The sequence below is a fragment of the Herbidospora solisilvae genome, from assembly GCF_009901565.1.
Lineage (GTDB): Bacteria > Actinomycetota > Actinomycetes > Streptosporangiales > Streptosporangiaceae > Herbidospora > Herbidospora solisilvae.
The window spans coordinates 102,886-126,111 of sequence record NZ_WXEW01000011.1; the positions used below are offsets into that span (position 1 = coordinate 102,886).

Below are 23,226 nucleotides of genomic sequence, written 5' to 3' on the forward strand. Positions count from 1 at the left end.
GCTGTCTCACTTTACGCAGGTGGGATCGGCGAACAGATCCCGGATGGCGCCGAGTTTCGCCTCGGTCTCGTGCCACTCCGAGGTCGGGTTGGAGTCGCCGACGATGCCGCATCCGGCGAACAGCCGCAGGTTGGGGCCCTTCACCTCGGCGCACCGCAGCGCGATGCACCATTCGCCGTCGCCGCGCGCGTCCTGCCAGCCGACCGGACCGGCGTAGCGCCCCCGGTCGAGGTTCTCCAGCTCGCGCAGCAGCGACAGGGCCTCCCGGAACGGGGTGCCGCAGACGGCGGCGGTCGGATGGAGCCGCGAGGCCAGGGTGAGCGCGTCGACGTTGTGGCTGAGCGTGCCGCTGATGCGGGTCGCCAGGTGGGTGACGTTGGCCAGTTGCAGTTCGTGCGGTTCGTGGACGTCGAGCTGGGAGCAGTGCGCCCGCAGCACGTCCTCGGCCGAGTCGGCGGCCAGTTCGTGCTCGACCGCGGTCTTCTCGGTGCCCAGGCCGATCGCGCCGCCGGGCCAGTCGGTGCCGGCCAGCACCAGCGACTTCACCATCCGCCCGAACCGGCCGGTCAGCAGCTCGGGCGAGGCGCCGACGAGCCCGTCGACGGCGAACGTCCAGCAGCCGGGGAAGCGGTCGTGCAGCCGCGAGACCGCCGTGCGCGGGTCGAACGGCCCGCCGAGCAGCCCTCGCACGTCCCTGGCTAGCACGACCTTGTGCAGCCGCCCGGCCCTGATGTCGTCGACCGCCCGGGAGACCTGCTTGTGAAAACGTTCCTCGGCGTCGGGCTCGGCCAGCCACCGAACGTTCGGCAGCGGGTCGGGGACCGTTCCATCGGGATGGCAGGGGTCGCCCACGGTGGTCATCCAGGAGGCGCCGTCGCGCCGGGCGATCAGCACCTGCGGGATGACGAACACCGACCGTCCGGGCCCGTGGTCGAAGGTGAAGCTGCCGAAGGCGACCGGCCCGGAGCCCGGCAGGCCCACGCGGTCGTCGACGTTGCGCCGTGCCAGCCACTGCCGGAACCAGCGGCGGGCGTGCTCGAACCGGCCGGGGCCGCTCACCTCGAACCGGGCCGCGACGCCCCATCCGGCCATGCCCTCGTCGCCGTGCAGCCAGAGCACGCTGTCGGCGAAGGGTGCGGCGTCGATCAGCGGGCCGGGATCCTGGATCGGAACCGTCCGCACCAGCTCCATCAGGTCTCCTCGGGCCGGCGCGCCAGCACCGAGTGGACGGTGAAGGACACCGCGCGGAACCCCGGGTCGGCCATCACGGCCCGCACCTCGTCGAGCTGGTCCCTCGTCAGGCCGGTGGCCAGGAAGTGGTCCTCCAGGTGGAAGCTGTTGCTGGTGAGCAGCTCCAGGCCGGGCGACTTCGGGCCCCACACCTCGACGTGGCACCACGGGTCGATCTGGGTGAAACCGGCCTGGGCGATCTCCTGCGCGGCCGAGCGTCCCCACGTCGGGTCGCTGCCCACGCCGACGAGCACCGAGGCCATCGCACGCAGGAACGTCTCGTAGAGCTCCCGGGAGCCGTGGTCGGGCGCCAGCAGGGCGGGCCAGTGGGTGACGTCGATCTCGTCGACCTGCAACCATCCGCCGGGCCGCAGCGCGTCGCGCAGCCGGGCCAGCACCGCCGCCCGCTCGGGCAGGTGGCTGAGCACCAGCCGGGCGTGCACCAGGTCGAACGCCGCCGGCGGCAGCGGGTCGTGGACGATGTCGTGCCTGGTGACGGTCAGCCCGTCGCAGGCCGGGATGAGGCCCGGCTTGATGTCGGTGGCGAAGACGTGGCCGCGGGGCGCGACCCGGCCGGCCAGCCACCGCGCGACGCTGCCGCCGCCCGCCCCGATCTCCAGGCAGTTCCAGCCGTCGCCGACGCCCGTCTGGGCCAGCCGGCCGAACGTCAGCGGGTCGAGCAGGTCGGCCAGGCATCGATGCTGGTCGGCCGAGTGGTCTCCGTCGTTGTCGAACACATATTGATGCGCGAGCGCATGCGTCACTGGATTTCCCCCCCGGGAAAGACAAGCAGTCCGGTTCCGCATGCTAGGGCGTGATCACATCAGGACATCGGCAGACACTCAGAGTGATGAGCCGTTCCGGAACACGGCGGCGGTTTCGCGTAACGCGGTGTGATCCGTCGTGGGGTCGCCGCGCACCGCCAGGAGGTCGGCGTCGAAGCCCGGCGCGATCCGCCCCTTCCGGTTCCCGACCCGGCACAACGTGGCCGCGTCGGAGGTGAGGGCGCGCAGGATCTCCACCGGCGTCATCCCGGCCGTGGTCAGCATCTCGCCGCCGTGGGTGAGGATGCCGTGGGGCTTGGGCGGGCCGATGCCCGCGTCGCTGCCGCCGACGATGGTGACGCCCGAGGCGCGGAGGCGGCGCAGGCCCTCGTTCAGTTTCGGCAGCAGCGCGGCGATCCTCGGCGGCGGGACCACTCCGGGCGTGAGGCCGACGGTCAGCGAGGCGGCGACGCCGTTCGCGGCCATGGCCGCCATGATCTCGGGGTCGGGCGCGACGCCGTCGGCGGTGAGGAAGGTGACGTGCTCGACCGAGTCGAATCCGGCGGCGACCGCCGCCGCGATGCCCGGCCCGCCGTGGGCGTGCCCGGCGATCGGTAACCCGTGGCGGCGGGCCTCGTCGGCCGCCGCGTCGATCTCCGCCTGGGAGAACTGGTTGAGGTGGGAGTGGGTGCCGGGGGTCATCTCGCCGCCCGTGATCATCATCTTGATCGCGTGCGCGCCCTTCTCGGCCCTCTCCCGTACGGCCGCCCGCACCCCCTCGACCCCCTCGGCCTCGCCCCCGAGGAACCAGCAGTGTCCCTTCACCGAGGTGATCGGGGCGCCGGCGCTGAGGATCTCCGGCCCGTCGGTCATCTCCCCGGCCAGCCGGAGGGCCAGGTAGCCGCGGTCGCCCAGGTCGCGGACCGTGGTGACCCCGGCGGCCAGGTGCCGGCGGGCGTGGGCGCGCATCCGGTCGTACAGGCCCTCGCGGTCGAGCCCTCCCACCGGGTCGGGGGAGGCGTCGAAGGCCAGGTGGACGTGGGTGTCGACGAGACCGGGCAGCAAGGTGACGTCGCCCAGGTCGCGGACGTCGCCGTGCTCCGGCGCGTCGTCGAGCAGGTCGACGATCTTGCCGCCGGAGACGACGACGGCCCGTTTGGCGGTCAGGTCCCTGCCGTCGAACACGCGTCGCGCGCGAATGATGAGCATGACCCGAATATGCGCCTGTTTCCGGACCGGCGCGTGAGTAGGGGCCTACTCAGCGATGGGAATCCTCAGCGAGACCGAGCCGCGCAGGTCGAGCCAGGCGTCCTTGGGCCCGCGCACGAGGGTCAGCACGACCTCCTCGCACCCCGGGCAGCGGGCGACCAGACCGGGTTCGGGCCCGTAGACGCGCAGTTCGGCCAGCACCCCACGCCGGCCGCAGCCCGCGCAGGTGCCGTGGGCCGTGGTGACGTCGAGGGTGAAGATCTCGCTCAGCGGCCCGGCGAGGGCGTTGCCGTCCTGGTAGTCGAGCTGGTCCATGGGTCAGCCTCCGGTGGGTCCGAAACGCTCAGTCTTGATCTTCGCCGGGTCGTGGCCCAGCTCGGTCAGCAGGTCGGCGGCGGCCTCGACGAAGCCCGTCGGCCCGCAGACGAAGACGTCGGGGGCGGTCTCCGGCGGCCAGCCGTAGGCGACCAGGTCGGCCGCCCGGATCCTGCCGGGGGCACGGCCCGCGTCGGGCGGCGCGGTCCGGGTGTAGAGGTAGGCGACCTCGACCCCCGCCATCACCTTCTCCAGCTCGCCCGCGTAGTAGAGCTGACCGGGGTCGCGCAGCGAGTAGAGCAGCCGGAACGGCGTGTCGGACTTCCCGCGCGAGCGGATCATCGCCATCAGCGGCACGATGCCCGACCCGCCGCCGATCAGCAGCACCGGCGGGGAGGAGTGCGGACGCCACACGAACCAGCCGCCGACCGGGCCGCGCAGCTCGATCTGGTCGCCCACCTCCAGCACCTCGGTCAGGTAGGGCGACACCTCGCCGTCGCCTACCTGCTGGACGGTGAGCTCGACGCGCTCGCCGTCGTCGCCGTTGGCGATCGAGTAGCTGCGCTGGGCGCTGTAGCCGTCGTCGGCGGTGAGCTTCACGTCGACGTGCTGGCCGGGCAGGTGGCCGGGCCAGCCGGGCACGTCGAAGACCAGCGTCCGGGCCGTCGGGGTCTCCTGGCGGATCTCGGTGACCGTCGCCACCCGCCAGGTCAGCCGCTTAATCACCCTGGTAGCGCTGCTCGCGCCACGGGTCGCCGTAGTTGTGGTAGCCCGCCGTCTCCCAGAAGCCCGGCCAGTCGTCGTTCAGCAGCCGGATGCCCTTGACCCACTTGGCCGACTTCCACAGGTAGAGGTGGGGCACCAGCAACCGGGCCGGGCCGCCGTGGGCCGGGGCCAGCTCCTCGCCGTCGAACTCGTGCACGATCCAGGCCTTGCCGTCGAGCAGGTCCTCCAGCGGCAGGTTGGTCGTGTAGCCGCCGTAGCTGTAGGCCAGGGCGTACTCGGCGGCCGACTCGACGTCCTCCATCAGGACGTCGAGGCTGACGCCCTTCCACTCGGTGCCGAACTTCGACCACTTGGTCACGCAGTGCAGGTCGACGGTCGGGGTCTCCTGCGGCAGGGCCTGGAACTCCTCCCACGACCAGCGGTGCACCTCGCCCTCGGGGGTGTCGATGGCGAACTCCCACCGGTCGAGCGGCACCCGCGGAGTGGGCCCGGCCGACAGCACCGGGAAGTCGTGGACCAGGTACTGCCCCGGTGGAAGCTTCTCGTCGTGGTCTCTCGGGCGGCCCTGGAAGGCGCGCGAAATGATCCCCATAACTGGCGTCCTACCCCTTTTGCAGCAGGTTGTTGAGCTCGCCGTAGGGGAGACCCTCGGCGATCGAGGTGTACGTTCCCTCGCCGAGCAGCTCCCTGGTCGCGGCCTGGGCCACGGCGTAGGCGGCGGAGGCGACCGAGGAACCCAGGCTGATCCGGGCCACCCCGGCGTCGGCGAACGCCCTGACCGGCGGCGCGCCCGGCCCGAGCAGCATGTTCACCGGCGCGTCGAGCTCCTTGACGAGCTGCGCCGCCAGGGCGGGGTCGTGGATTCCCGGGACGAAGATCCCCGTCGCGCCCGCCTCAAGGAAGGCCGAGGCCCGCCGCAGGACGTCGGCCAGGTCGTCGCCGCCCCGGAGGTAGGTGTCGATGCGGGCGTTGATGTAGAGCGGGACCCCGAAGTCGTCGGCGCTCCGCCGGGCGGCGGCCAGCCGGGCCGACTGGTCGGCGAGGCTGCGGGGGCCGTCCTCGATGTTGACGCCGACGGCGCCCGCTTCGAGGATCCGGGTGACCGTCACGGCCACCTCGTCGGGGGTGTCGCCGAAGCCGCCCTCGATGTCGGCGGTGACCGGCACCCCGACCACCTCGGTGACCCGCCTGACCGCCTCGGCGGCGCGGTCGCGGCCCAGGTGGTCGCCGTCGGGCACGCCCAGGCTCCACGCCACCCCCGCGCTGGTGGTGGCGACCGCCTTGGCCCCCGCCGCCTCGGTCAGCAGGGCGCTGGCCACGTCCCAGGCGTTGGGCAGCAGCAGCGGGTCGCCGGGGACGTGCAGCGACCGGAAGACACGTGCTTTGTCGGTGAGAGAGGACATATGGCTCAGTAGATCAGGTTTGCAGCATCTCTTGGGAGACGTACCAGAGCCGCATGGCCAGCTCCGGGTCGACCGCGTAGGGCGCGTAGCCCCGCCTCGGGCCGGTGCCCGGATAGGGCTCGGCCTCGTTGCAGTCCTCGAAGTAGCGGCCGGTGACGCCGTCGAGCAGCGGCGAGGTCGCCACCAGGACGCTGGTCGCGGCGCCCTGCGGGATGGTCTTGCCCTCCGGGCGGCCGGTGTTGTCCAGCAGGTTCTGGAAGCCCTCTTCGGTGAAGTAGCGCTGGATGCCGGTGCGGATCACCCCGGGCATCACCGCGTTCACCATGATCCCGTCGCCCGCCCAGCGCCCGGCCGCCCCGACCGCGAACAGCGCGTTGGCGGTCTTCGACTGGCCGTAGGCCTCCATCGGGTCGTACTCGCGGCGCAGGTAGTGGATGTCGTCGAAGACGACCGGCGACCGCAGGTTCGCCACCGAGCTCAGCACCACCACCCGCGCCCCCGGGCGCATGGCCAGCGCCTCGTGCAGGCCCGTGGTCAGCGTGAAGTGGCCGAGGTGGTTGGTGGCGAACTGCAGCTCCCACCCCTCGGGGGTCCGGGTCAGCGGGATCGCCGAGATGCCGGCGTTGTTCACCAGGATGTCGAGGGGCCCGGCCCACCCGGCGACGAAGTCGCGCACCGAGGTCTGGTCGGAGAGGTCCAGGTGGGCGATGGCGACCTTGCCGCCGATCTCGTCGGCGGCGCGGATGCCGGCGTCGACGTTGCGGACCGCGAGCATGACCTCGGCGCCCGCGTCGGCCAGGACTCGCGCGGTCTCCAGGCCGATGCCGGAGTTGGCGCCGGTGACGATGGCGCGCTTGCCGCCGAGGTCGATGCCTTCGATGACCTCACTCGCCGTGGAATCAGCCCCAAAAGGCGTTTTAACGGTCATAACTCCGAAACTAGCGAGCGCGCCGTCAACGTCCGGTCAAGGCAGGGGCACGGCCACCGGTACCGGCTGCCCCTCCCAGGTCAGCCAGAGCACCGAGGGGTGCCGGGCCGCTGGGCGCAGCAGGAACTGCCAGCTCGACCCGGGCCCGATCGCCACCCGCACGGGCAGGTCGCCGAGGCCGGGGCCGGCCTTGCGCCAGTCGGCCGTCACCGACAGGGCGCGGTCGGTGCCGGTGTTGGTCAGCCAGCAGAGCGACTGGGTGCCGCGCACCCGGGCGATCCGCCACGCCACCGGTGGCGGGCCCGGCTCGTCGAGGCCGCGCCGGTTCACCCACAGGCCCACCATGCTCAGGCCCAGCCCGCCGACCCCGACCGCCGCGCCGAGGGCGAGGTCTCCGCTCGTCAATGCGTTCACACGGCCGACATTAGGAAGGCGCCGGACCGCGAGCCGGCCGAGTGGCGAGACCCTTACCTCTACCTGGCCTTATGCAGATGGCACAGAACGGCAGTTTCATCGCAGAAAGCTCATCATTTAACCTAGGGGCAAAGTAGGAATCGAAGGGAGACGCCGTGCGGTCACTGATCTTGCTCGGGCTCGTCGGGTTCGCGGCCCAACTCGTGGACGGCAGCCTCGGCATGGCATACGGCGTCACCTCGACGACCCTGTTGCTGGCCGTCGGCACCAATGCCGCCGCCGCGTCCGCGACGGTCCACCTGGCCGAGATCGGCACGACCCTCGCCTCGGGCGTCGCGCACTGGCGGTTCAACAACATCGACTGGAAGGTCGTCGCGAAGATCGGCATCCCGGGCGCAATCGGCGCCTTCGCGGGCGCGACCTTCCTGTCGAGCCTCTCCACCGAGTCGGGCGCTCCGCTCATGTCGCTGATCCTGCTCACGCTCGGCCTCTACATCCTGATCCGCTTCACCGCCTTCGGCCTGCCCAAGGGGCAACTCGGCAAGCCGATGCGCAAGCGGTTCCTGGCCCCGCTCGGGCTGTTCGCCGGGTTCGTCGACGCAACCGGAGGCGGCGGCTGGGGGCCGGTCGGCACCCCGGCGATCCTGGCCAGCGGCCGGATGGAGCCGCGCAAGGTCATCGGCTCCATCGACGCCAGCGAGTTCCTCGTCGCCATCGCCGCCTCGCTCGGCTTCCTGTTCGGCCTCGGCTCCCAGAACATCGACTTCGCCTGGGTCGGCGTGCTGCTCCTCGGCGGCGTCATCGCCGCGCCGATCGCCGCCTGGCTGGTGCGGCACGTGCCGCCGCGCATCCTCGGCTCCGCCGTCGGCGGCCTGATCATCATCACCAACGTGCGCACGCTCCTGCGCAGTGAGTGGATCGCCGCCTCGGCCCCGGTCCAGACGGTCGTGTACGTCGTCCTCGCCCTCGTCTGGGTGGCTTCGATCGTCTACTCGGTCGGCGAGCACCGGAAGACGAAGGCCGCCGAGGCCGAACTGACCCCGGCGGCGTAACCCCTACGCGGTCACCTTCTGGACGACGCGGTCGATCACCAGCATCACGACCATCGTCAGCCCGGCCAGCGGGAACAGAAGTCCGAGCACGGCGAGCAGGGCCACCACGCCCCAGGTGGTGCGCCCGTTCGCCGGACGCCGGGGGGCGCCGACCGAGCCCTTCGGACGCCGCTTCCACCACATCCAGACCCCGGTCACGATCAGCCCGATCAGCGCCAGGCACGCCCCGAGCATCACCAGCAGGTTCACGATCCCGTAGCGGCGGCCCTCGTGGATCGCGATGCCCAGTTCGACGGTCTTGGCCAGCACGCCGTACTCGTTCCAGCCGTAGTCGGTGAGGATCTTCCCGCTGTACTGGTCGACGTGCAGAGTCTGCCCGGCCGACGGGTCGCGGTAGTGGTCGGTGACCACGGTGTAGACGCCGGTCGGCTCGGCGGGCAGCAGCATCTTCAGGTCACACTCGCCGGGCGGGCAGTTCCGGATCGCCGGGCGGGCCGCCGCCAGCGCCGCCTCCAGCGCGATCGCGCCCGGCTGCAGCACGCCCCCGCCCCCGCCGTGGTGCGCCTCCGACTCCGGCACGGGCAGGTTGGTCGCCGCCCACGGCACCTTCGCGTCGGGGTGGTGCGACAGGTCGCCGCTGACCGTGGAGGTCGAGGTCACCTCGGGGTAGCCGGAGTCGAAGTAGGCCTGGGCCTTGTTCACGTAGTCGCCCCAGAAGCCCGACCAGGGCAGCCCCGACAACACCAGGAACACGATCGCCACCCCGGCGCCGACGCCGGTCCACATGTGCAGGCGGCGCAGCGAGGCGCGGGTCCTCTTCTTGGGGGCGGCGCGTCTCCTGGTCGTCCACCACATGCAGGTGCCGGTCGCGATCAGGATCAGCGACCAGCACGCGGCCGTCTCGACGATCCGGTCGCCGGCGACCCCGGCCATCAGCTCGCCATGGATCTTGCGGACCGTCGCCATGAAGGTGCCGGCGTCGTCGACCACACCCAGGACCTGGCCGTCGCCGGGGTTGACGTACACGGAGATCCCGTCGGCGAACGGCCCCGGGTCGGCGCCCTGGAAGATGATCCGCGTGGAGCGGTCGGGCCCCGAGGGCGGGATCACCGCCCTGATGTCGACGCCCGGTTTGACGGCCTGGGCCGCCGCGACCTGGTCGGCCAGCGGCACCGGGTTCGCGACGGCGGCCACCTCGCGCACGTCCCGCTGCGACCAGGCCTCGAACGGCTGCTTGAACAGGTAGATGGACCCGGTCACGGCCATCACGAACAGGATCGGGGCGACGAACACCCCGGCGTAGAAGTGCCACCGCCACAACAGGCGGTAGTTGTGTGTTGACGATTTGGGGTCGGTTTCGGGCGTCGTCGGACGCACGTCGATCGAGGTCATCGTTTTTTCTCCGGAAGTGAGAGGTCGAGGGGTTCAGCGGGCGGGCTGAACCGGTGGACCTCTCCGCCGGAGCACGGAGGTGAGGAACCGCTCGTCCGGGACGGCCTCCGCCGCGCCCCGGAACCGCACGACCCCGACGGCCGGGATCCTGGGCCGCACGAGTACGAGGAGCCGCGCCACCAGAAGGTGCAGCAACTCCGCGACGGCGTTCTCGCCGCGTGCCAGCCAGGCCGCCGACAGCACCGCCACCACGCCGTGGGCGAGGGCCATGCCGAGCGTGGCCGCCGCGCCGCCGGTGTGGTGGTCGGCCGGCGGGGTCACGGCTCCCAGGGCGAACAGGTGGTGCATGCCGTACTGGAACAGGAAGCAGAACCCGAGCAGGACCGGCCCGGACAGGCGGCGGCGGGCCAGCGCGAACCCGACGCAGCCGGTCGCGAAGGCGGCCGCGCCGACGAGCGGCAGCCGGACCGGGGAGCCCCCGGCGAGCAGGTGCATGGCGAGGGACGCGAGCACGCACACGACGGCGAACAGCGCCGCGCGTGCGACGCGTAATCCGGGCCCGCCGATGTCCACGACCGCAATGCTCCCAGAAACGATCAGAGAGGCAAGGCCCCAAACGCTCACACCCGCAGATACGCGACAGCCACCCCGGCCGTTCGATCATCAGATCGTCGTCCACGGCCGTTCTCGTGGACCTCGGCGGAGAAGCCTCCCGCCGAGGTCCCGGTCGCCGGTCATCGGGGCGAGCGCCGCCGCTCGCGAGGTTCGCCCACGTCGCCGCTGGTCGATGAAACCTTCACCGTCAGGGGGCGAAGGCCGCGGCGTGCTCGTGTACCCAGTCGGCGAAGGTGCGGGCCGGGCGGCCCGTGACCTGCTCCACCGTCGGCAGCACCGTCCGTCCCTGGATCGGGGGGTCGGTGCGGACCTGGAGCATGAAGGCGACGTCCTCCTCGCCGAAGCCCCACGACCGCCAGGTCTCGACCATCTGGTCGGTGGTGAGCTCCTCGAAGCGGATCTCCCGGTTCAGGACCTTCGACAACACCGCCACCTTCTCCGGGGCGGTCAGCGCCTCCGGGCCGGTGAGCCAGTACTCCTTGTCCCCGTGGCCGTCCTCCGTCAGGGCTCGGGCGGCGACGGCGGCGATGTCCGACTCGTGGATCATCGAGCTCGGCATGGTGGCGAAGCCGTCGCGGACGATGCCCTCCGTCCTGATCGACCCAGCCCATTCCAGGACGTTCGACATGAACTCGACCGGGGCCAGGCCGGTCGGGCGCAGGCCCGCGGCGCGGAGGGCCTGGTGCAGCGGATCGACCGTCAGGGAGCCGAGCAGGAGGGTCACCCGGGTCAGGCCGCGGGCCGCCTCGGCGATGGCCGCCGGGTCGCCCGCGAAGGTGAGGAGGTGGGCGGCCGTCACGTCGTCGAAGAGGCCCGACGGGTTCGACAGGTCGCCCTGAACGACCTCCACCCCCTCCGGGAGCGCCGCCCGTGCGGGGTCGCGGGTGAGGGCGACGACCTCGTGGCCCTCGGCGAGGAGCCGGTTCACCAGGGGGCGGCCGATGTTGCCGGTGGCGCCCGTCACCAGGATGCGTGTCATGCCGGCGACCCTAGGAAGCCATGAGGTCAGATCATATCCTCAAATCGACTCGGCCCGGCCCTTGCGCCAGTAGCCCATGAACGCCACCGCCTTCCGGTCGAGGCCGCGTTCGCCGACCAGGTGCCGGCGCAGCGTCTTGACCACGGCGGCCTCCCCGGCCAGCCACACGTAGCAGGCCGCCGGGGGCGCCTCGGGGATCTCCCACAGGATGTCCTCGTCGACGTCGACGTCCTCGACCTGCGCGGGGGCGGCCGGCGGGATCAGCCGGGCCGCCGCGGCCCGCACCTCGTCGATCAGCAGGGAGCCGTGCACGGCGCCGTTCCGGGGGAGCCAGGTGACCCGCATCCCGGCGGGCGCGGTCTCCTTCTGTACGTCCGCCGTCTCCGGCACCTCCATCAGCGCCTCCCCGGTGATGTGCGCGGGGAGCTGCTCCAGGATGCGGGTGATGGCCGGGACCGCCGTCTCGTCGCCCGCGAGCAGCAGGTCGCCCCCGTCGGCGGGCAGCCTGAACTCCAGTCCGCCGTAGGGGCCGCCGTGCCGGGAGTCGGGGCCCCACAGGGCGCAGCGGTCGTCCTCCTGGACGTTCGCGGCCCAGCGGGCGGCCGGGCCCAGGTGGCCGTCGTCGGGGTGCAGGACGATGTCCACGTCGACCTCCGCCACCGAGGGGCGGACGGCGCGGACGGTGTAGGTCCGGATCGGGTTCTTCTGCTCGTCGGGGAGGGCGCGGTAGCGGGCGTACCAGTCGGGGCCGTCGGGGAACAGCAGGGTGCCGTACTCGGGGATCGGGACGACCAGCTTGATGCGCTGGTCGTAGCCGGGGTCGGCGAAGTGTTCCAGGTCGTCGCCGGTGAAGGTGACGCGCAGGAAGGCCGGGCTCAGCCGTTCGACACGGCGGACGCGCACCTGGAAGACGTGCCACGGGTCGTGCATGTCAGGACTCCTGTCCCGCTCGTGACCGCCACAGCAGCCAGACGAAATACGGTGTGCCGAGCATGGCGGTGACCAGTCCGGCGGGAATCTGGGCGGGCGCGATGACCGTCCGGCCCAGGGTGTCGGCGAGGCTGACCAGCAGCGCGCCCAGCAGGGCCGCGACCGGCAGGACCCGGGTGTGCGCGCCGCCCACGAGGGCGCGGGCGGCGTGCGGGGCGACGAGCCCGACGAAGCCGACCACGCCGATCGCCGAGACGGCGGTCGCGGTCAGCAGCACCGCGCCCGCCAGGGCGGTGAGGCGGGCCGGTTCCACCGGCACCCCCAGGATGCGCGGGGTGTGCTCGTCGAGCGAGAGCAGGTCGAGCTCCCTGCGCTGCGCGACCACCAGCGGCACCACGACCGCCAGCGCGATCGCCACCGGCAGCAGTTGCAGCGGGGTACGGCCGTAGGTGGACCCGGACAACCACGTCAGCGCCGTGGCGGTGTTCCACGGGTCGGTCTCCACGATGATCAGCACGGTGAGCGCCGTGCCGGCCGAGGCGACCGCGAAGCCCATCAGCACCAGCCGGTCGGAGCTCAGGCCGCCCTTCCACGCCAGGCCGTAGACCAGCGCGAACGCCACGAGCGCGCCCAGCCCGGCCGCGCCGGTGACGGCCCAGAGCCCGGCCGCCGGGGCGAACGAGATGATCGCGATCGCGCCGACCCCGGCGCCCGAGGTGATGCCCAGCACGCTCGGCTCCGCCAGCGGGTTGCGGCAGACCGCCTGGATGATCGTGCCGGCCACCGCGAGCGCGGCCCCGGCCAGCACCGCCGCCAGGACGCGGGGATACCGCTGGTCGAGCACGAACGTGATGCCCAGGTTCGTGCGTCCCTGCAACCACAGGCCGACGTCGCCGGTCCGCAGGAAGGTGTCGCCGAGGAGCATGCCGAGCACGACGGCCCCGGCGAGCAGGGCCGTACCGCCGGCCAGGAAGAGGGTGAAGACGGCGCGCGACCGGTGGGCGGCGGCCCGGATGCCCGGCGGGCGGCGGGCCGGTCCGCCGTCGCGGTGCCGCCGGGCCAGGTAGACCATGACCGCGGCGCCGAGCAGCGCCGTCACCACGCCGGGCGGCACGTCGACCCCCGACTGGCCGCCGAACAGTGCCCGCAGCGACACGTCGGCGGCCAGCACCACCAGCACCCCGGCCAGGCCGGAGAGCGGGACCAGGAGCCGGTGCGCCAGCAGGCCGGGCAACCACCGCCCGGCCAGCCGCACGACCACCGGCGCGCAGAGCCCGACGAACCCGACCGGGCCGGCGATCACGACGGCCGACGTGGCCAGCAGCACGGCGAGCAGGGTCACCCAGAACCGCAACCGGCGCACGTTCACGCCGAGCACGGTCGCGCCCTCGTCGCCGAGCCCGAGCACGTCGAGCCGGGGCCCGAGCAGCACCCCGGCGGCCAGCGCGAGCACGATGACCGGCCCGACCTGCGTCACGACCGACAGGTCCTTCTGCGTCAGCGCGCCCGAACCCCAGGCGTACAGGCCGGTCGTCTCCTGCTGGAACAGGATCATCATCAGGTTCGTCAGCGCCGTGAACGCGAGCGCCGCCGCCGACCCGGCCAGGATCAGCCGGGTGGTGCCGCTGCGCCCGCCCGCCGACACGGCCATGACCAGCCCGGCCGCCGCCAGGCCGCCGAGGAAGGCCAGCCCGCCCGACGGCAGGGTCGGGAGGTTGACGCCCAGCGCGGCGGCGGCCACTACGGCGAGGTAGGCGCCGGAGGAGACCGCCAGGGTGTCGGGGGAGGCGAGCGGGTTGCGCGAGATCGACTGGAGCAGCGCCCCCGACGCGCCGAGCGCCAGCCCGACCGCGACGGCGGCGAGCAGGCGCGGCAGCCGGGAGGCCAGCAGCACACGCATGGCCTCGTCGCTGGTGTTCAGCAGGTCGAACAGGCCGACCGAGGAGGTGCCCTGGGTGAGGTGCACCGCCGCCACCACCATGATCGCGGCGACGGTGATCAGCACGACCCCCGCGACGCCCCCGCGCAGGGGCCCGCGCGGGCGCGCGGAGGCCGCCGGAAGCCCCGCGTCGCCCACAGGGTCCGCGACCTCCGGCGTCGTCATCCGTGGATCGGGGCTCAAGCCGTGTAGGCCTTCACGAGCGCGTCGGCGTACTGGGCCACCGACAGAGGGCCGCCGAACGTCCAGATGCCGTCGGGCAACTTGGTGACCTGGCCGCTCTTGACGAACGGCAGGGAGGTCCAGATGGCGTTGTCCTTGAGGTCGTCGGCGAAGACGTCGGCGCCGTCGCTGGCGTTGTAGAAGAAGCGGATCTTCTCGTCCTTGAGCGGGGACAGGCCCTCGACGTCGGTGGTGCCCAGGCCCCAGTCGGGGTCGACGTCGCCCGTCCAGGCGTTGCGCAGGCCGATGGCCTCGGCGGTCTCGGTGACCAGGGCGCCCTTGCCGAACAGCCGGATCGACACGCTGCCGCCCTCGGACCAGCCGTCGGCCATGGCGAACGAGCTGCCGGCGTGCCCGGCGGCCTCGATGGCCGACTTGGCGCCGGCGAGCCTGGTGTCCATGTCGGCGAGCAGCCGGTCGGCCTCGGCCTCCTTGCCGACGGCGGTCGCGATCATCTTCAGGTCGGCGCGCATGCGGCCCAGGTTGTCGGTGGCCGACGAGCCCTTGGGCACCAGCACCGGGACGAACTTCTCCAGCTGCGCCACCAGCGGGCTGTTGGCCGCGGCCTCCATCACGATCAGGTCGGGCTGCAGGGCCACGATGGAGTCGACGCTCGGCTCGCCGCGGGTGCCGACGTCCTTGACCGACGGGTCGAGCGGCGCGGCGGTGACCCAGGTGGCGTATCCCTTGACGTCGGCCGCGCCGACCGGCATCACGCCGAGGCCGACGAGCATCTCGACCTCGCCCCACTCCAGGCCGACCACGCGGGTGGCGGGTTCGGCGAGCTTGACCTCGCGGCCGAGGGCGTCGGTGAGGGTGATCGCCTGGCCCGCGCTCCCGGAGGCGGCGGGCGTGGTGGCGGGGGCTGCGGCGGGCTCGGTCGTGCCGCACGCGCCCAATCCCAGGACGGCGGCGATGAGGAGCGCGGTGCGCAGGGGCTTCATTGAACGTCTTCCTTAAATGGTGCTTTTCGAATGACGGCCGACCGGACGGGTCCGGATCGTCGCGCCGTCGTGGGTCACCTCGACCCGGATGCCGTAGGCCTCGGTCAGCAGCGACTCGGTGAGGACCTCGGAGGGGGAGCCGACGGCCCTGATCCGGCCGCCGTGCAGCAGCACGACCTCGTCGGCGACGGCGGCGGCCTGGTCGAGGTCGTGCAGCACGACGCCGACGGCGACGTCGTGGTGGTCGGCCAGATCGCGCACCAGGTCGAGCAGTTCGACCTGGTAGCGCAGGTCGAGGAAGGTCGTGGGCTCGTCCAGCAGCAGCACGCCGGTCTGCTGGGCCAGGCAGGTGGCCAGCCAGACGCGCTGGAGTTCGCCGCCGGACAGTTCGTCGGCGGGACGGTCGGCCATGGTGGTCGTCCCGGTCAGGTCCATCGCCCGCGCCACCGCCGCCGCGCCCTCGGCGTCGCCGGCCCGCCAGCGTCCCCGGTGGGGGTGGCGGCCGTACGCCACCACGTCCCGCACCAGCACGCCCGAGGGCGTCGGCCGGGACTGGGACAGCAGCGTCACCTTTCTGGCGAACTCGCGGGGGGCCAGGTCGAAGGCCGAGGTGTCGTCGCCGAGCCGTACGGAACCGGAAACGGGCTCGTGGAGACGGGCCAGCGCGCGCAGCAGGGTCGACTTGCCGCTGCCGTTGGGGCCGACGAGTGCGGTCACCCGGCCGGGGCGCAGCACGATCCCGGCGTCGTGGACGACGGGGGCGCCTTGGTAAGCGAGGGACAGGCCGGAGCCGCGCAACGCGAGAGTTTCGGTCACGTGGACTTAGGTTAGGCTAACCTTCGCCAACCTTCAATATCGGGTAAAAAGGACACCCCCGTTAGATCGCCACCCCTGGTGGCAGACTCCCCGCCATGGAGCGCCACGAGTCCGACGGATTTCCGATCATCCCGTTCGCCTCCGCCGAGGCGTTCGAAGACTGGCTGGAGAAGAACCACGCCCACGAGCCCGGCCTGTGGCTGAAGTTCGCGAAGAAGGGGCGCGGGATCCCGACGATCACCTTCGAGGAGGCCCTGGAGACCTCGGCCTGCTACGGCTGGGTCGACTCGAAGATGTACCGCTACGACGACGACTACTACATCCTCCGCTACCAGCCGAGGAAGAAGACCTCCAAGTGGTCGCCCCGCAACAGCGACCTGGCGCAGCGGCTCATCGACGAGGGCCGGATGCGCCCCGCCGGGCAGGCCCAGGTCGACCAGGCCAAGGCCGACGGCCGCTGGTCGGGCACCAAGGGCTGATCTTCACCGGACGGCGGTGAGCACGCAGTCGCCGCAGATGCCGCCCACCCGGTAGTGCAGGCAGCACGACCGGCGGATTTCCCGCCGGTCGAGCGTGCCGGTCAGCGGTCTCTCGTTCAGGTATTCGCGCCCCAGCGCCTCGGCCCGCGCGGCGTGCCCCGGCCGGGCCCGGCAGAACGCGCCCACCGCTCCCGTCAGCGCCGAGGCCGCGTTGCCGTAGAGGACCTTGGGCGACACCCACGGCAGCGCCGCCACCAACGGTTCGAGGGCGAACCTCGGCCCCTCGCGCAGCTCCGGCACCCGCACCCCGTCGCCGTCCCAGCGCGCGTCGGCCAGGTCGATCGAGATGCCGTGGGCGGCCCGGAGGCCGACGTACGGAGACCACAACCGCGCCAGCGCCCCCTGGAACAGGATGGACGCCGCCACCCTGCGGTCGAGGGTGAGCAGCCGCTTCGCCGTCGCGTCGATGACGGCGTCGTCGGCCAGCCGCTCCACGAGCGGGACCCCGCCGCCGACGCCGAGCGCGAAGAACGTGTTCACCCCGGCCACGTCGGCGACGGCGGCCTCGATGGTCGTCATTCGGCCGATTATCGATCAGATGTAGGTGACGGTGCAGGGCACCCCGTTGAGCGTGATGCCGGTCGGGTTCGTGTAGGTCCCCGTGAACGTCGCCACGAAGCCGATGGACGCCGAGGTGGTGCCCGGCGCGATCGACGGCGCCCAGACGGGGTTGGCCGCCTGGAGGCTCGGGGGAGTCTGGGTCCACGTGGCCGCCCAGCCCGAGCTCATCGTCTCGTCTCCGGCGAAGACGATCTGCAGCAGCCAGGGGGAGAAGGTGGACGTGCCGGTGTTCTCGACGGTGATGGACGCGACGAAGCCGCCGGTCCAGACGGTGCTGTCGTAGGTGACGTCGCAGGCGTACGACATCGCGCGGGCGGGAAGGGAGAAGCCGAGCACGAGGGCTGCGGCGACGGCGAGGGCGGTCAGGATCCTCATGCGCGGATGGTCCGGCGAGGACCGTTCCCGGTCAACGAAACGGCGCGTCGGCGCAGCTCAGCGCGATGAATCTTTCACGTGCCAGGGCCGGTCGGGCTGGGTCGGCGTGCTGGCGCCCGCGACCCGGACGGCGTAGACGTGGTCGCCGACCACGCCGAGGTAGTCGTGGCCGGTCAGATGGCACCACGCCGGGAGGTCGATGGGCGCGGCCGGGTCGGTGGCGCGGAGGTGGACGACCGTGCCGGGGTCGAGCGAGTCGACGAGCCCGCGCAGCTCGATCAGGAGCAGCACGCAGCGCCGATCGCCGCCGTCGAGCACCACCGGTTCGTTGGCCATGGGACAAGTCTCCCCCAACCAGGTCAAGGGATGGGGCGCCGGGATCACGCCTTAGTCCGTACATGAACGGGATTTTCAGCGGCAAAACGTAACAAATGCCGTATTGCTAGCGTGGCCCGGGTCCAGTCGATGTCAGGGGGAACGATATGGGCAAGGTCACCGTCGGCCGGGAGAACAGCGACACGATCGACATCCACTACGAAGACCACGGCTCCGGGCGGCCCGTCGTGCTGATCCACGGCTATCCGCTCAACGGCGCGTCCTGGGAGAAGCAGCAGCGGGTGCTGCTCGACGCCGGCTTCCGGGTCATCACCTACGACCGGCGCGGCTGGGGCAAGTCCAGCCAGCCGACCCAGGGCCACGACTACGACACCTACGCCCACGACCTCAAGATCCTGCTCGACCACCTCGACCTGCCCGAGGTCGACCTGGCCGGCTTCTCGATGGGCACCGGCGAGGTCACCCGCTACCTGGCGAAATACGGCAACGGCCGGATCCGCCGCGCGGTCCTGCTGGGCGCCATCCCGCCGTTCCTGCTCAAGACCGCCGACAACCCCGAGGGCGTCGACAAGTCCGTCTTCGACGCCATCAAGGAAGCCGTCGCGCACGACCGCCCCGCCTACTTCAGGAAGTTCCTGGACGACTTCTTCAACGTCGACATGTACGAGGGCACCCGCATCAGCAGGGAGGCCTACCAGAACTGCTTCATCGCGGCCTGCCTGGGCAGCCCCTACTCGGCCTACAAGTGCGTCGACGCCTGGCTGGAGGACTTCCGCGACGACCTGCCGAAGATCGACGTGCCGGTCCTGCTGGTCCACGGCGACCAGGACCGCATCCTGCCCTACGCCAGCACCGCCGCCCGGCTGCCCGGCCTGATCAAGGACCTGACCTTCGTCACCATCCAGGGCGGCCCGCACAACATCGGCTGGACCCACGCCGACGAGGTCAACAAGGAACTGCTCGACTTCCTGGAGCGCTAGGGCCTGCAGTCGCCCGCAAGACGGGCACAAGAGGGCCGCCCGACGCTTGGCCTCATGAACTCACGCCTGTTCAGAGGCCTCGCCGCGGCGGCCCTCGCCGTGTCCGCGGTCTTACCCGCGACCCCGGCGCACGCGGCCCCCGCCCCCTACGTGCGGATCATCCTCGACTCGATCGTCGCCCACTCGACCCAGGAGGGCGGCGGGGACGAGATCAAACTCAAGGTCAAGGGGCCGGGGATCGTGCCCCTCTTCAGCCGTACGGTCCAGATCTGGCCGGTCAACGAGTGGTATCCGCCGGTGGGCATCAGGACCGGTGTCTGCTACAGCCCCGACAACGTGGCCTGCCCGCCGGGGATGCCGGTCCAGACGAACGGCGGCGGCACCCCGAACCGCCCGGCGTTTCCCGCCAACGGCGGCCTCGCCTACATCGACCTGTGGGAGATCGACGACTTCGACCCCGACGACCTGATCCTGGGCGGCTCGGTCCTGCTGACCCCGCGAGAGGGGTTCTCCCGCCAGACGATCCGCATGAGGGCCGGCGACGCCGACTACGAGGTGACCTTCACCCTGGCCCCGAGCGAGACCCCGCTCTGAGGGGCGGGTCTTGTGGGGTTACGCGGCGTGGGGGGCCGGTTGGGTGGAGGCGGCCTGGGGGTCCAGGACGATGCCCGAGATGCCGATGTCCCTGAGGAGGGAGCGCAGGGCCGGTTCGCAGAGCCGGATCCAGGGCTGGTCGGCGCCGAGCACCAGGGCGAGCCGGACCGGAGAGGTGAAGGCCACCGCCGTGCGGGCTCCGTCGGGGGTGCGGAACACCCGGAGAGCGTCGGCGCAGCCGGTCTTCCGGACCGGCACGAATAGCGGCACGTCCATCGTCGTATTCCCTTCCACGTTCACGGCATCGACGTTAGGGGGCGGAGAAAGGCCGTGGGGGTTTCCCTACGGCGTTCCGACGGATGCGCCGCCGATGCTGACGCCTTTTTGACGCGTAGTCGTCGCGTCAAGGCGGCGTAGGAATGGCATCAATACGGCCGGTCACGGTCCCTTGCGCTTGTTGGATATGAGCGGAAGGGGGCGGGAAATGGTTTCTCGGCACGCCACGTCATTGGAGTTGCTCATTCCGGGCGCCGCTGTGATGGCGGTCGGGGCGGTGGTCGTGGTGGCCGTGGCCGTACCGGAGGTGTCGGAGCGGGTCGCGGCGATGGCCGGGCTGACGGCGTTGATCGGGCTGATCATGCGGCGTCCGGTGGCGGCGGGGGCGGCCGGGGCGATCGGGTGGTTCCTGACCACGGGATTCCTGGTGAACAGGCTCGGCGAGTTGACGTTCACGACGGCCGACTGGTCGCGGCTGGCGCTGCTGACCGGGGCCGGGCTGGTGGGCGCGGCGATGCGGCTGCCGATGCCGCTGCGGGCTTCCGCGCGGGTTCCCTCCGGTGCGGTTCGGGTGCCGATCGTCACTGAATATCGGCGTATAGGCCGATTCGTGCACCATAAGACTTTGTCCTGAATTAGCGTTGGCCGGGGCTGACGTCAGAATCCATGCGGGTATTTTCCGGCCGGGCACCTCAATGGTGTTCGGTCGTTCAGGACTACTCGTATGGAAGTGATATGCATACGCGTGCCAGCAAATGGAGCCTGGGGCTGACGGGTGTACTCGCCGCCGCCCTGGTGACCTTCTCCGGGGCGGCCGCCTCGGCCCGGGTCAACCCCATCGACCCACCCATCCAGCCGGTCCCGGCCGCGCAGCCCGTCCCCGGCGCGGCGGGCGCCGAGAAGTCGGCCAAGCAGCCCGCCGCCGACGCCGCCAAGAAGGCCACCGCCCTCCTGGCGACCCCGGCCACGAAACGCGACGACCCCGCCCCGGCGGCTCCCGCCAAGCAAGCCGCACCGGCTGCACCGGCCGCGGCTTCGGCCCTCATCGCCTCGGCCGCTCTGGCCAAGCCTGCCGCTCAACCTGCGGTTCCGGCCAAGCCTGCCGCTCAGGCTCCGGCTTTGGTTTCGGCTGCCGCTTCGGCTCAGGCCGTCGCCGCTCAGATCGCGATGGTCGAGAAGGTCGCCGCCAAGCGGGCCGACATGCTGCGGCAGGCCGCCGCGAAGCGGGCCGAGATGCTGCGGCAGGCCGCCGCGAAGCGGGCCGAGATGCTGCGGCAGGCCGCCGCGAAGCGGAACGAGATGATGCGGAAGCTGGCCGAGATGCGCGCCGCCGCCGCGATCAAGGCCGCGCTGGCCGCGAGGGGCGCTACTCCGCTGGCGACCGTCGACACCCCGGACGCCAAGTCCGCCGCCTCGGGCACAGCCAAGGCCGCTGCCGTGGCTCCGGCCGCCGCGCAGGCCGCTCCGGTGCAGGCTGCTTCGGCTCAGGGTGAGGCGCTGGTCGCCGGTGCCGCCGCCGAGCCGGCCGCCGAGGTCAAGGACGAGGCGCAGCGGGCATCCGCCGGTGCGCATCCGTGTTGCAAGGGGCCGCGTGGTCCGCGTGGCCCGATGGGGCCCCCCGGGCCTCCCGGGCCGCCCGGGTTCCCCGGTGTCCCGGGTCCGATGGGGCCGCTGGGCGCGACCGGTCCGGCCGGGGCGCCGGGGCTCGCCGGGGTCTCCGGCTACGAGATCGTCAACGGTTCTTCCGTCACCTGCGCGCCCGGCACCGAGTGTGCCGGTCAGGCGGTCTGCCCGCTCGGCAAGCGTGCCGTCGGCGGCGGCTACTCGCTGGAGCCCGTCGGCCAGCCGGTGGTCACCGCGGGACCGAGCCCGTCGGGTTCCTCATGGGACGTGACCGTGCTCAACGGCGGCCTCGTCCCGCTGGTGCTGGTTCCCAGGACCGTTTGCGTCACCGCCCTCTGAGCAGTGGAACGCCGTCCCGCGAATCCTGCGGGACGGCGTCAGCGGCCGACGTCGCGCCGCATCAGGTCGGCGGGCTCCTCGCGCCGCACGATCAACCGTGCCGCCCCGCCCCGCACGGCGACCACCGGAGGGCGGCACGTCAGGTTGTACGACGACCCCATCGCATGGTGGTAGGCCCCGGTCACCCGCACGACCACCAGGTCCCCGGGCCGGGCGTCCCCGGCGGGCACGTCCTCGGCGAGCACGTCGCCGGCTTCGCAGTGCCGCCCCACGATCGTCACCGGCCCCCCGGAGCGTCCGGGCACCGAGATCGAATAACGCGCCCCATAGAGGGCGGGCCGGGGGTTGTCGCTCATCCCGCCGTCGACCGCGACGAAGGTCCGGCCGCCCTGCCGCTTGACCGAGATCACCCGGTAGAGGGTCACCCCGGCGGCGGCCACGATGGCCCGTCCGGGCTCGACCACCAGTCTCGGTTCGGGCACCCGCAGCTCCCGGCACCGTTCGGCCACCGTCTTCGGCACCGCCGCCCCGAAGTGTCCCAGGTCGAGGCCGTGTTCGTCGTCGAGGTAGGCGACGCCGTGCCCGCCCCCGAGGTCGAGCTCGGGCAGCGTGGTGGCGAACCGCTCCTGGACCATGGCGAGCTGGTCGACCATGATCCGGGCCGCCGTCTCGAACGGCGCGACCGAGGTGATCTGGGATCCGATGTGGCAGTGCAGCCCGGCCAGCCGCAACTCGGGCTGGCTCAGCACCCGCGCGACCGCGTCGGGGAGCTCGGCCGGCGGGATGCCGAACTTCTGCCTCTCCGAGCCGGTGCGGATCGCCGCGTGCCCGCCGGCCTCGACGCCGGGCGTGACCCGCAGGTAGACGTCCTGTCGCAGGCCGAGGGGCACCAGCGCCGCCAGCCGGTGGATCTCGGCGATGTTGTCGATGACGACGCGCCCGACCCCGACGGCCTCACGCAGCTCGGCGGGGGTCTTGGCGTTGCCGTGGAAGATGATCCGGGACGCCGGGAACCCGACCGACCGGGCGAGTGTGAGCTCTCCGCCGGAGCAGACGTCCAGGGAGAGCCCTTCTTCGGCCACCCACGACGCCATGGCCTGCGTGAGGAACGCCTTCCCTGCGTAGGCCACCGTCATCGACGGCAGCGCGGCGAGGTATCCACGGCAGCGGGCCCGGACGGCGTCCTCGTCCACGACGTACGCGGGGGTTCCGAATCGACGAGCGATATCAGCCAAATCCATAAAACGACACTAAGCACCCAAATAGCCAGAAATAGGGATCTATATGTCGTTCTCGCGTATTCCCTACGCCGTATTGACGGGGTCGTAACTGCCCACGCTCCACACGTGCCCTTCGGGGTCGCGGATCGTGTATCCCCGCCCGCCGTAGTCCTCCGACCGGAGTTCCCGGATCACCTCGACGCCGGCGGCCTTCGCGATCTCGTACAGGGCGTCGATCTCCAGGTCGTCGACGACGACATACGTGCTCGCGGGCCCGGTCACCACGTCGAGCCCGTGCCCGACGGAGCCCAGCATGACCATGCCGTTCCCCCGGCTGAGCCGGGCGTGCACGATCACGCCGTCGTCGGAGCGGTAGACCTCGGGCGAGGTGAAGCCCAGGACGGAGGTCAGCCACGCCAGGGCCTTGTCGGCGTCGTGATAGCGAATGGTCGGAATCACTGTCATGGCGTACCTTTGCCCGGAAAGTCGTATGGACCTACCCCGG

28 protein-coding genes are annotated in these 23,226 nt (G+C 71.8%); 6 read left to right on the forward strand and 22 right to left on the reverse strand.

The features are described from left to right. Positions 1 to 6: 6 nt before the first annotated feature. The 9 genes from GT755_RS33155 to GT755_RS33195 all read right to left on the reverse strand — a co-directional run bounded on the left by GT755_RS33155 (position 7) and on the right by GT755_RS33195 (position 6,989). On the reverse strand, positions 7 to 1,191 hold the full coding sequence (locus GT755_RS33155; RefSeq protein WP_161483521.1) for an isochorismate synthase: 1,185 nt from the start codon (positions 1,189 to 1,191) through the stop codon (positions 7 to 9). After that, positions 1,191 to 1,967: a class I SAM-dependent methyltransferase gene (locus GT755_RS33160; RefSeq protein ID WP_328794703.1), complete on the reverse strand. Its 777-nt coding sequence runs from the start codon at positions 1,965 to 1,967 to the stop codon at positions 1,191 to 1,193. Before GT755_RS33160 ends, GT755_RS33155 begins: the two co-directional genes overlap by 1 nt. A 105-nt stretch (positions 1,968 to 2,072) precedes the next feature. Continuing rightward, the gene (locus GT755_RS33165) at positions 2,073 to 3,203 is read right to left on the reverse strand and encodes an amidohydrolase family protein (RefSeq protein WP_161483523.1); all 1,131 of its coding nucleotides are present in this window, start codon (positions 3,201 to 3,203) and stop codon (positions 2,073 to 2,075) included. Between the two features lie 45 nt (positions 3,204 to 3,248). Beyond that, positions 3,249 to 3,518, reverse strand: a complete 270-nt coding sequence (locus GT755_RS33170; RefSeq protein ID WP_161483524.1) for a DUF6510 family protein — start codon at positions 3,516 to 3,518, stop codon at positions 3,249 to 3,251. A gap of 3 nt (positions 3,519 to 3,521) precedes the next feature. Then, positions 3,522 to 4,244 (reverse strand): ferredoxin reductase, encoded by a 723-nt coding sequence (locus GT755_RS33175; protein ID WP_161483525.1) that lies wholly within the window; start codon positions 4,242 to 4,244, stop codon positions 3,522 to 3,524. After that, positions 4,237 to 4,836 carry a molybdopterin-dependent oxidoreductase gene (locus GT755_RS33180; protein WP_161483526.1) on the reverse strand — a complete coding sequence of 200 codons (600 nt, stop codon included), beginning with the start codon at positions 4,834 to 4,836 and terminating at the stop codon, positions 4,237 to 4,239. The genes GT755_RS33175 and GT755_RS33180 overlap by 8 nt, the downstream gene beginning before the upstream one ends. Positions 4,837 to 4,846: 10 nt before the next feature. Next, positions 4,847 to 5,647, reverse strand: coding sequence for an isocitrate lyase/PEP mutase family protein (locus tag GT755_RS33185; protein WP_161483527.1), 801 nt, complete (start codon positions 5,645 to 5,647; stop codon positions 4,847 to 4,849). 13 nt (positions 5,648 to 5,660) lie between these two features. Further along, on the reverse strand, positions 5,661 to 6,575 hold the full coding sequence (locus GT755_RS33190; protein WP_161483528.1) for an SDR family NAD(P)-dependent oxidoreductase: 915 nt from the start codon (positions 6,573 to 6,575) through the stop codon (positions 5,661 to 5,663). A gap of 36 nt (positions 6,576 to 6,611) precedes the next feature. Continuing rightward, a complete protein-coding gene (locus GT755_RS33195) occupies positions 6,612 to 6,989 on the reverse strand; it encodes a hypothetical protein (protein ID WP_161483529.1) in 378 nt (125 codons plus the stop codon). A gap of 155 nt (positions 6,990 to 7,144) precedes the next feature. Here GT755_RS33195 and GT755_RS33200 point away from each other — a divergent pair, with 155 nt between their 5' ends. Beyond that, the gene (locus GT755_RS33200) at positions 7,145 to 8,041 is read left to right on the forward strand and encodes a sulfite exporter TauE/SafE family protein (protein ID WP_161483530.1); all 897 of its coding nucleotides are present in this window, start codon (positions 7,145 to 7,147) and stop codon (positions 8,039 to 8,041) included. Between the two features lie 3 nt (positions 8,042 to 8,044). On the opposite strand, the gene GT755_RS33205 is transcribed toward GT755_RS33200, so the two are convergent. The 7 genes from GT755_RS33205 to GT755_RS33235 form a co-directional block, all read right to left on the reverse strand. Next, positions 8,045 to 9,433: a PepSY-associated TM helix domain-containing protein gene (locus GT755_RS33205; protein WP_161483531.1), complete on the reverse strand. Its 1,389-nt coding sequence runs from the start codon at positions 9,431 to 9,433 to the stop codon at positions 8,045 to 8,047. 33 nt (positions 9,434 to 9,466) lie between these two features. Next, a complete protein-coding gene (locus tag GT755_RS33210) occupies positions 9,467 to 10,006 on the reverse strand; it encodes a hypothetical protein (protein ID WP_161483532.1) in 540 nt (179 codons plus the stop codon). A gap of 229 nt (positions 10,007 to 10,235) precedes the next feature. Beyond that, positions 10,236 to 11,027 carry an SDR family oxidoreductase gene (locus GT755_RS33215; protein ID WP_161483533.1) on the reverse strand — a complete coding sequence of 264 codons (792 nt, stop codon included), beginning with the start codon at positions 11,025 to 11,027 and terminating at the stop codon, positions 10,236 to 10,238. Positions 11,028 to 11,066: 39 nt separating this feature from the next. Further along, a complete protein-coding gene (locus tag GT755_RS33220) occupies positions 11,067 to 11,957 on the reverse strand; it encodes a siderophore-interacting protein (protein WP_161483534.1) in 891 nt (296 codons plus the stop codon). Position 11,958: 1 nt separating this feature from the next. Further along, entirely contained in the window at positions 11,959 to 14,061 is a 2,103-nt protein-coding gene (locus GT755_RS33225; protein ID WP_161483535.1) for an iron ABC transporter permease, read from the reverse strand. A 14-nt stretch (positions 14,062 to 14,075) separates the two neighbouring features. Further along, a complete protein-coding gene (locus tag GT755_RS33230; RefSeq protein ID WP_161483536.1) occupies positions 14,076 to 15,062 on the reverse strand; it encodes an ABC transporter substrate-binding protein in 987 nt (328 codons plus the stop codon). 12 nt (positions 15,063 to 15,074) lie between these two features. Then, on the reverse strand, positions 15,075 to 15,878 hold the full coding sequence (locus GT755_RS33235; RefSeq protein WP_161483537.1) for an ABC transporter ATP-binding protein: 804 nt from the start codon (positions 15,876 to 15,878) through the stop codon (positions 15,075 to 15,077). A gap of 95 nt (positions 15,879 to 15,973) precedes the next feature. Here GT755_RS33235 and GT755_RS33240 point away from each other — a divergent pair, with 95 nt between their 5' ends. After that, positions 15,974 to 16,357 (forward strand): YdeI/OmpD-associated family protein, encoded by a 384-nt coding sequence (locus GT755_RS33240; RefSeq protein ID WP_161483538.1) that lies wholly within the window; start codon positions 15,974 to 15,976, stop codon positions 16,355 to 16,357. Positions 16,358 to 16,360: 3 nt separating this feature from the next. Here the strand turns inward: GT755_RS33240 and GT755_RS33245 are convergent, their stop codons facing one another. Genes GT755_RS33245 through GT755_RS33255 form a run of 3 tightly spaced genes read right to left on the reverse strand, consistent with a single transcriptional unit; the run spans position 16,361 to position 17,689 of the window. Then, entirely contained in the window at positions 16,361 to 16,936 is a 576-nt protein-coding gene (locus GT755_RS33245) for a (2Fe-2S)-binding protein (RefSeq protein WP_161483539.1), read from the reverse strand. A gap of 15 nt (positions 16,937 to 16,951) precedes the next feature. Continuing rightward, a complete protein-coding gene (locus tag GT755_RS33250) occupies positions 16,952 to 17,353 on the reverse strand; it encodes a cellulose binding domain-containing protein (protein WP_161483540.1) in 402 nt (133 codons plus the stop codon). A gap of 57 nt (positions 17,354 to 17,410) precedes the next feature. Continuing rightward, a complete protein-coding gene (locus GT755_RS33255) occupies positions 17,411 to 17,689 on the reverse strand; it encodes a sulfurtransferase TusA family protein (protein ID WP_161483541.1) in 279 nt (92 codons plus the stop codon). 146 nt (positions 17,690 to 17,835) lie between these two features. Between GT755_RS33255 and GT755_RS33260 the strand changes: the two genes are divergently transcribed. After that, positions 17,836 to 18,669, forward strand: a complete 834-nt coding sequence (locus GT755_RS33260; RefSeq protein ID WP_161483542.1) for an alpha/beta fold hydrolase — start codon at positions 17,836 to 17,838, stop codon at positions 18,667 to 18,669. Positions 18,670 to 18,723: 54 nt separating this feature from the next. Continuing rightward, on the forward strand, positions 18,724 to 19,263 hold the full coding sequence (locus GT755_RS33265; RefSeq protein WP_161483543.1) for a hypothetical protein: 540 nt from the start codon (positions 18,724 to 18,726) through the stop codon (positions 19,261 to 19,263). Between the two features lie 18 nt (positions 19,264 to 19,281). Here GT755_RS33265 and GT755_RS33270 read toward each other — a convergent pair whose 3' ends face one another. Continuing rightward, positions 19,282 to 19,563, reverse strand: a complete 282-nt coding sequence (locus GT755_RS33270; protein ID WP_161483544.1) for an SAV_915 family protein — start codon at positions 19,561 to 19,563, stop codon at positions 19,282 to 19,284. 184 nt (positions 19,564 to 19,747) lie between these two features. On the opposite strand from GT755_RS33270, the gene GT755_RS33275 reads away from it, so the two are divergent. Both GT755_RS33275 and GT755_RS38865 read left to right on the forward strand, forming a co-directional pair. After that, entirely contained in the window at positions 19,748 to 20,173 is a 426-nt protein-coding gene (locus tag GT755_RS33275) for a hypothetical protein (RefSeq protein ID WP_161483545.1), read from the forward strand. 101 nt (positions 20,174 to 20,274) lie between these two features. Then, a complete protein-coding gene (locus tag GT755_RS38865) occupies positions 20,275 to 21,501 on the forward strand; it encodes a hypothetical protein (protein WP_202610810.1) in 1,227 nt (408 codons plus the stop codon). Positions 21,502 to 21,539: 38 nt separating this feature from the next. Here the strand turns inward: GT755_RS38865 and lysA are convergent, their stop codons facing one another. Both lysA and GT755_RS33290 read right to left on the reverse strand, forming a co-directional pair. Further along, a complete protein-coding gene (lysA, locus tag GT755_RS33285; RefSeq protein ID WP_161483546.1) occupies positions 21,540 to 22,742 on the reverse strand; it encodes a diaminopimelate decarboxylase in 1,203 nt (400 codons plus the stop codon). A gap of 63 nt (positions 22,743 to 22,805) precedes the next feature. Further along, positions 22,806 to 23,186, reverse strand: a complete 381-nt coding sequence (locus GT755_RS33290) for a VOC family protein (RefSeq protein WP_161483547.1) — start codon at positions 23,184 to 23,186, stop codon at positions 22,806 to 22,808. Positions 23,187 to 23,226: the final 40 nt, after the last annotated feature.

What these genes read in the sequence shown, in the direction of transcription:
- GT755_RS33155 (WP_161483521.1), bottom strand. Translation starts at nt 1,191, where the DNA reads ATGGAGCTGGTGCGGACGGTTCCGATCCAGGATCCCGGCCCGCTGATC.
- GT755_RS33165 (WP_161483523.1), bottom strand. Translation starts at nt 3,203, where the DNA reads ATGCTCATCATTCGCGCGCGACGCGTGTTCGACGGCAGGGACCTGACC.
- GT755_RS33170 (WP_161483524.1), bottom strand. Translation starts at nt 3,518, where the DNA reads ATGGACCAGCTCGACTACCAGGACGGCAACGCCCTCGCCGGGCCGCTG.
- GT755_RS33180 (WP_161483526.1), bottom strand. Translation starts at nt 4,836, where the DNA reads ATGGGGATCATTTCGCGCGCCTTCCAGGGCCGCCCGAGAGACCACGAC.
- GT755_RS33185 (WP_161483527.1), bottom strand. Translation starts at nt 5,647, where the DNA reads ATGTCCTCTCTCACCGACAAAGCACGTGTCTTCCGGTCGCTGCACGTC.
- GT755_RS33190 (WP_161483528.1), bottom strand. Translation starts at nt 6,575, where the DNA reads ATGACCGTTAAAACGCCTTTTGGGGCTGATTCCACGGCGAGTGAGGTC.
- GT755_RS33205 (WP_161483531.1), bottom strand. Translation starts at nt 9,433, where the DNA reads ATGACCTCGATCGACGTGCGTCCGACGACGCCCGAAACCGACCCCAAA.
- GT755_RS33215 (WP_161483533.1), bottom strand. Translation starts at nt 11,027, where the DNA reads ATGACACGCATCCTGGTGACGGGCGCCACCGGCAACATCGGCCGCCCC.
- GT755_RS33220 (WP_161483534.1), bottom strand. Translation starts at nt 11,957, where the DNA reads ATGCACGACCCGTGGCACGTCTTCCAGGTGCGCGTCCGCCGTGTCGAA.
- GT755_RS33225 (WP_161483535.1), bottom strand. Translation starts at nt 14,061, where the DNA reads ATGACGACGCCGGAGGTCGCGGACCCTGTGGGCGACGCGGGGCTTCCG.
- GT755_RS33230 (WP_161483536.1), bottom strand. Translation starts at nt 15,062, where the DNA reads ATGAAGCCCCTGCGCACCGCGCTCCTCATCGCCGCCGTCCTGGGATTG.
- GT755_RS33240 (WP_161483538.1), top strand. Translation starts at nt 15,974, where the DNA reads ATGGAGCGCCACGAGTCCGACGGATTTCCGATCATCCCGTTCGCCTCC.
- GT755_RS33245 (WP_161483539.1), bottom strand. Translation starts at nt 16,936, where the DNA reads ATGACGACCATCGAGGCCGCCGTCGCCGACGTGGCCGGGGTGAACACG.
- GT755_RS33250 (WP_161483540.1), bottom strand. Translation starts at nt 17,353, where the DNA reads ATGAGGATCCTGACCGCCCTCGCCGTCGCCGCAGCCCTCGTGCTCGGC.
- GT755_RS33255 (WP_161483541.1), bottom strand. Translation starts at nt 17,689, where the DNA reads ATGGCCAACGAACCGGTGGTGCTCGACGGCGGCGATCGGCGCTGCGTG.
- GT755_RS33260 (WP_161483542.1), top strand. Translation starts at nt 17,836, where the DNA reads ATGGGCAAGGTCACCGTCGGCCGGGAGAACAGCGACACGATCGACATC.
- GT755_RS33265 (WP_161483543.1), top strand. Translation starts at nt 18,724, where the DNA reads ATGAACTCACGCCTGTTCAGAGGCCTCGCCGCGGCGGCCCTCGCCGTG.
- GT755_RS33275 (WP_161483545.1), top strand. Translation starts at nt 19,748, where the DNA reads ATGGTTTCTCGGCACGCCACGTCATTGGAGTTGCTCATTCCGGGCGCC.
- GT755_RS38865 (WP_202610810.1), top strand. Translation starts at nt 20,275, where the DNA reads ATGCATACGCGTGCCAGCAAATGGAGCCTGGGGCTGACGGGTGTACTC.
- lysA (WP_161483546.1), bottom strand. Translation starts at nt 22,742, where the DNA reads ATGGATTTGGCTGATATCGCTCGTCGATTCGGAACCCCCGCGTACGTC.
- GT755_RS33290 (WP_161483547.1), bottom strand. Translation starts at nt 23,186, where the DNA reads ATGACAGTGATTCCGACCATTCGCTATCACGACGCCGACAAGGCCCTG.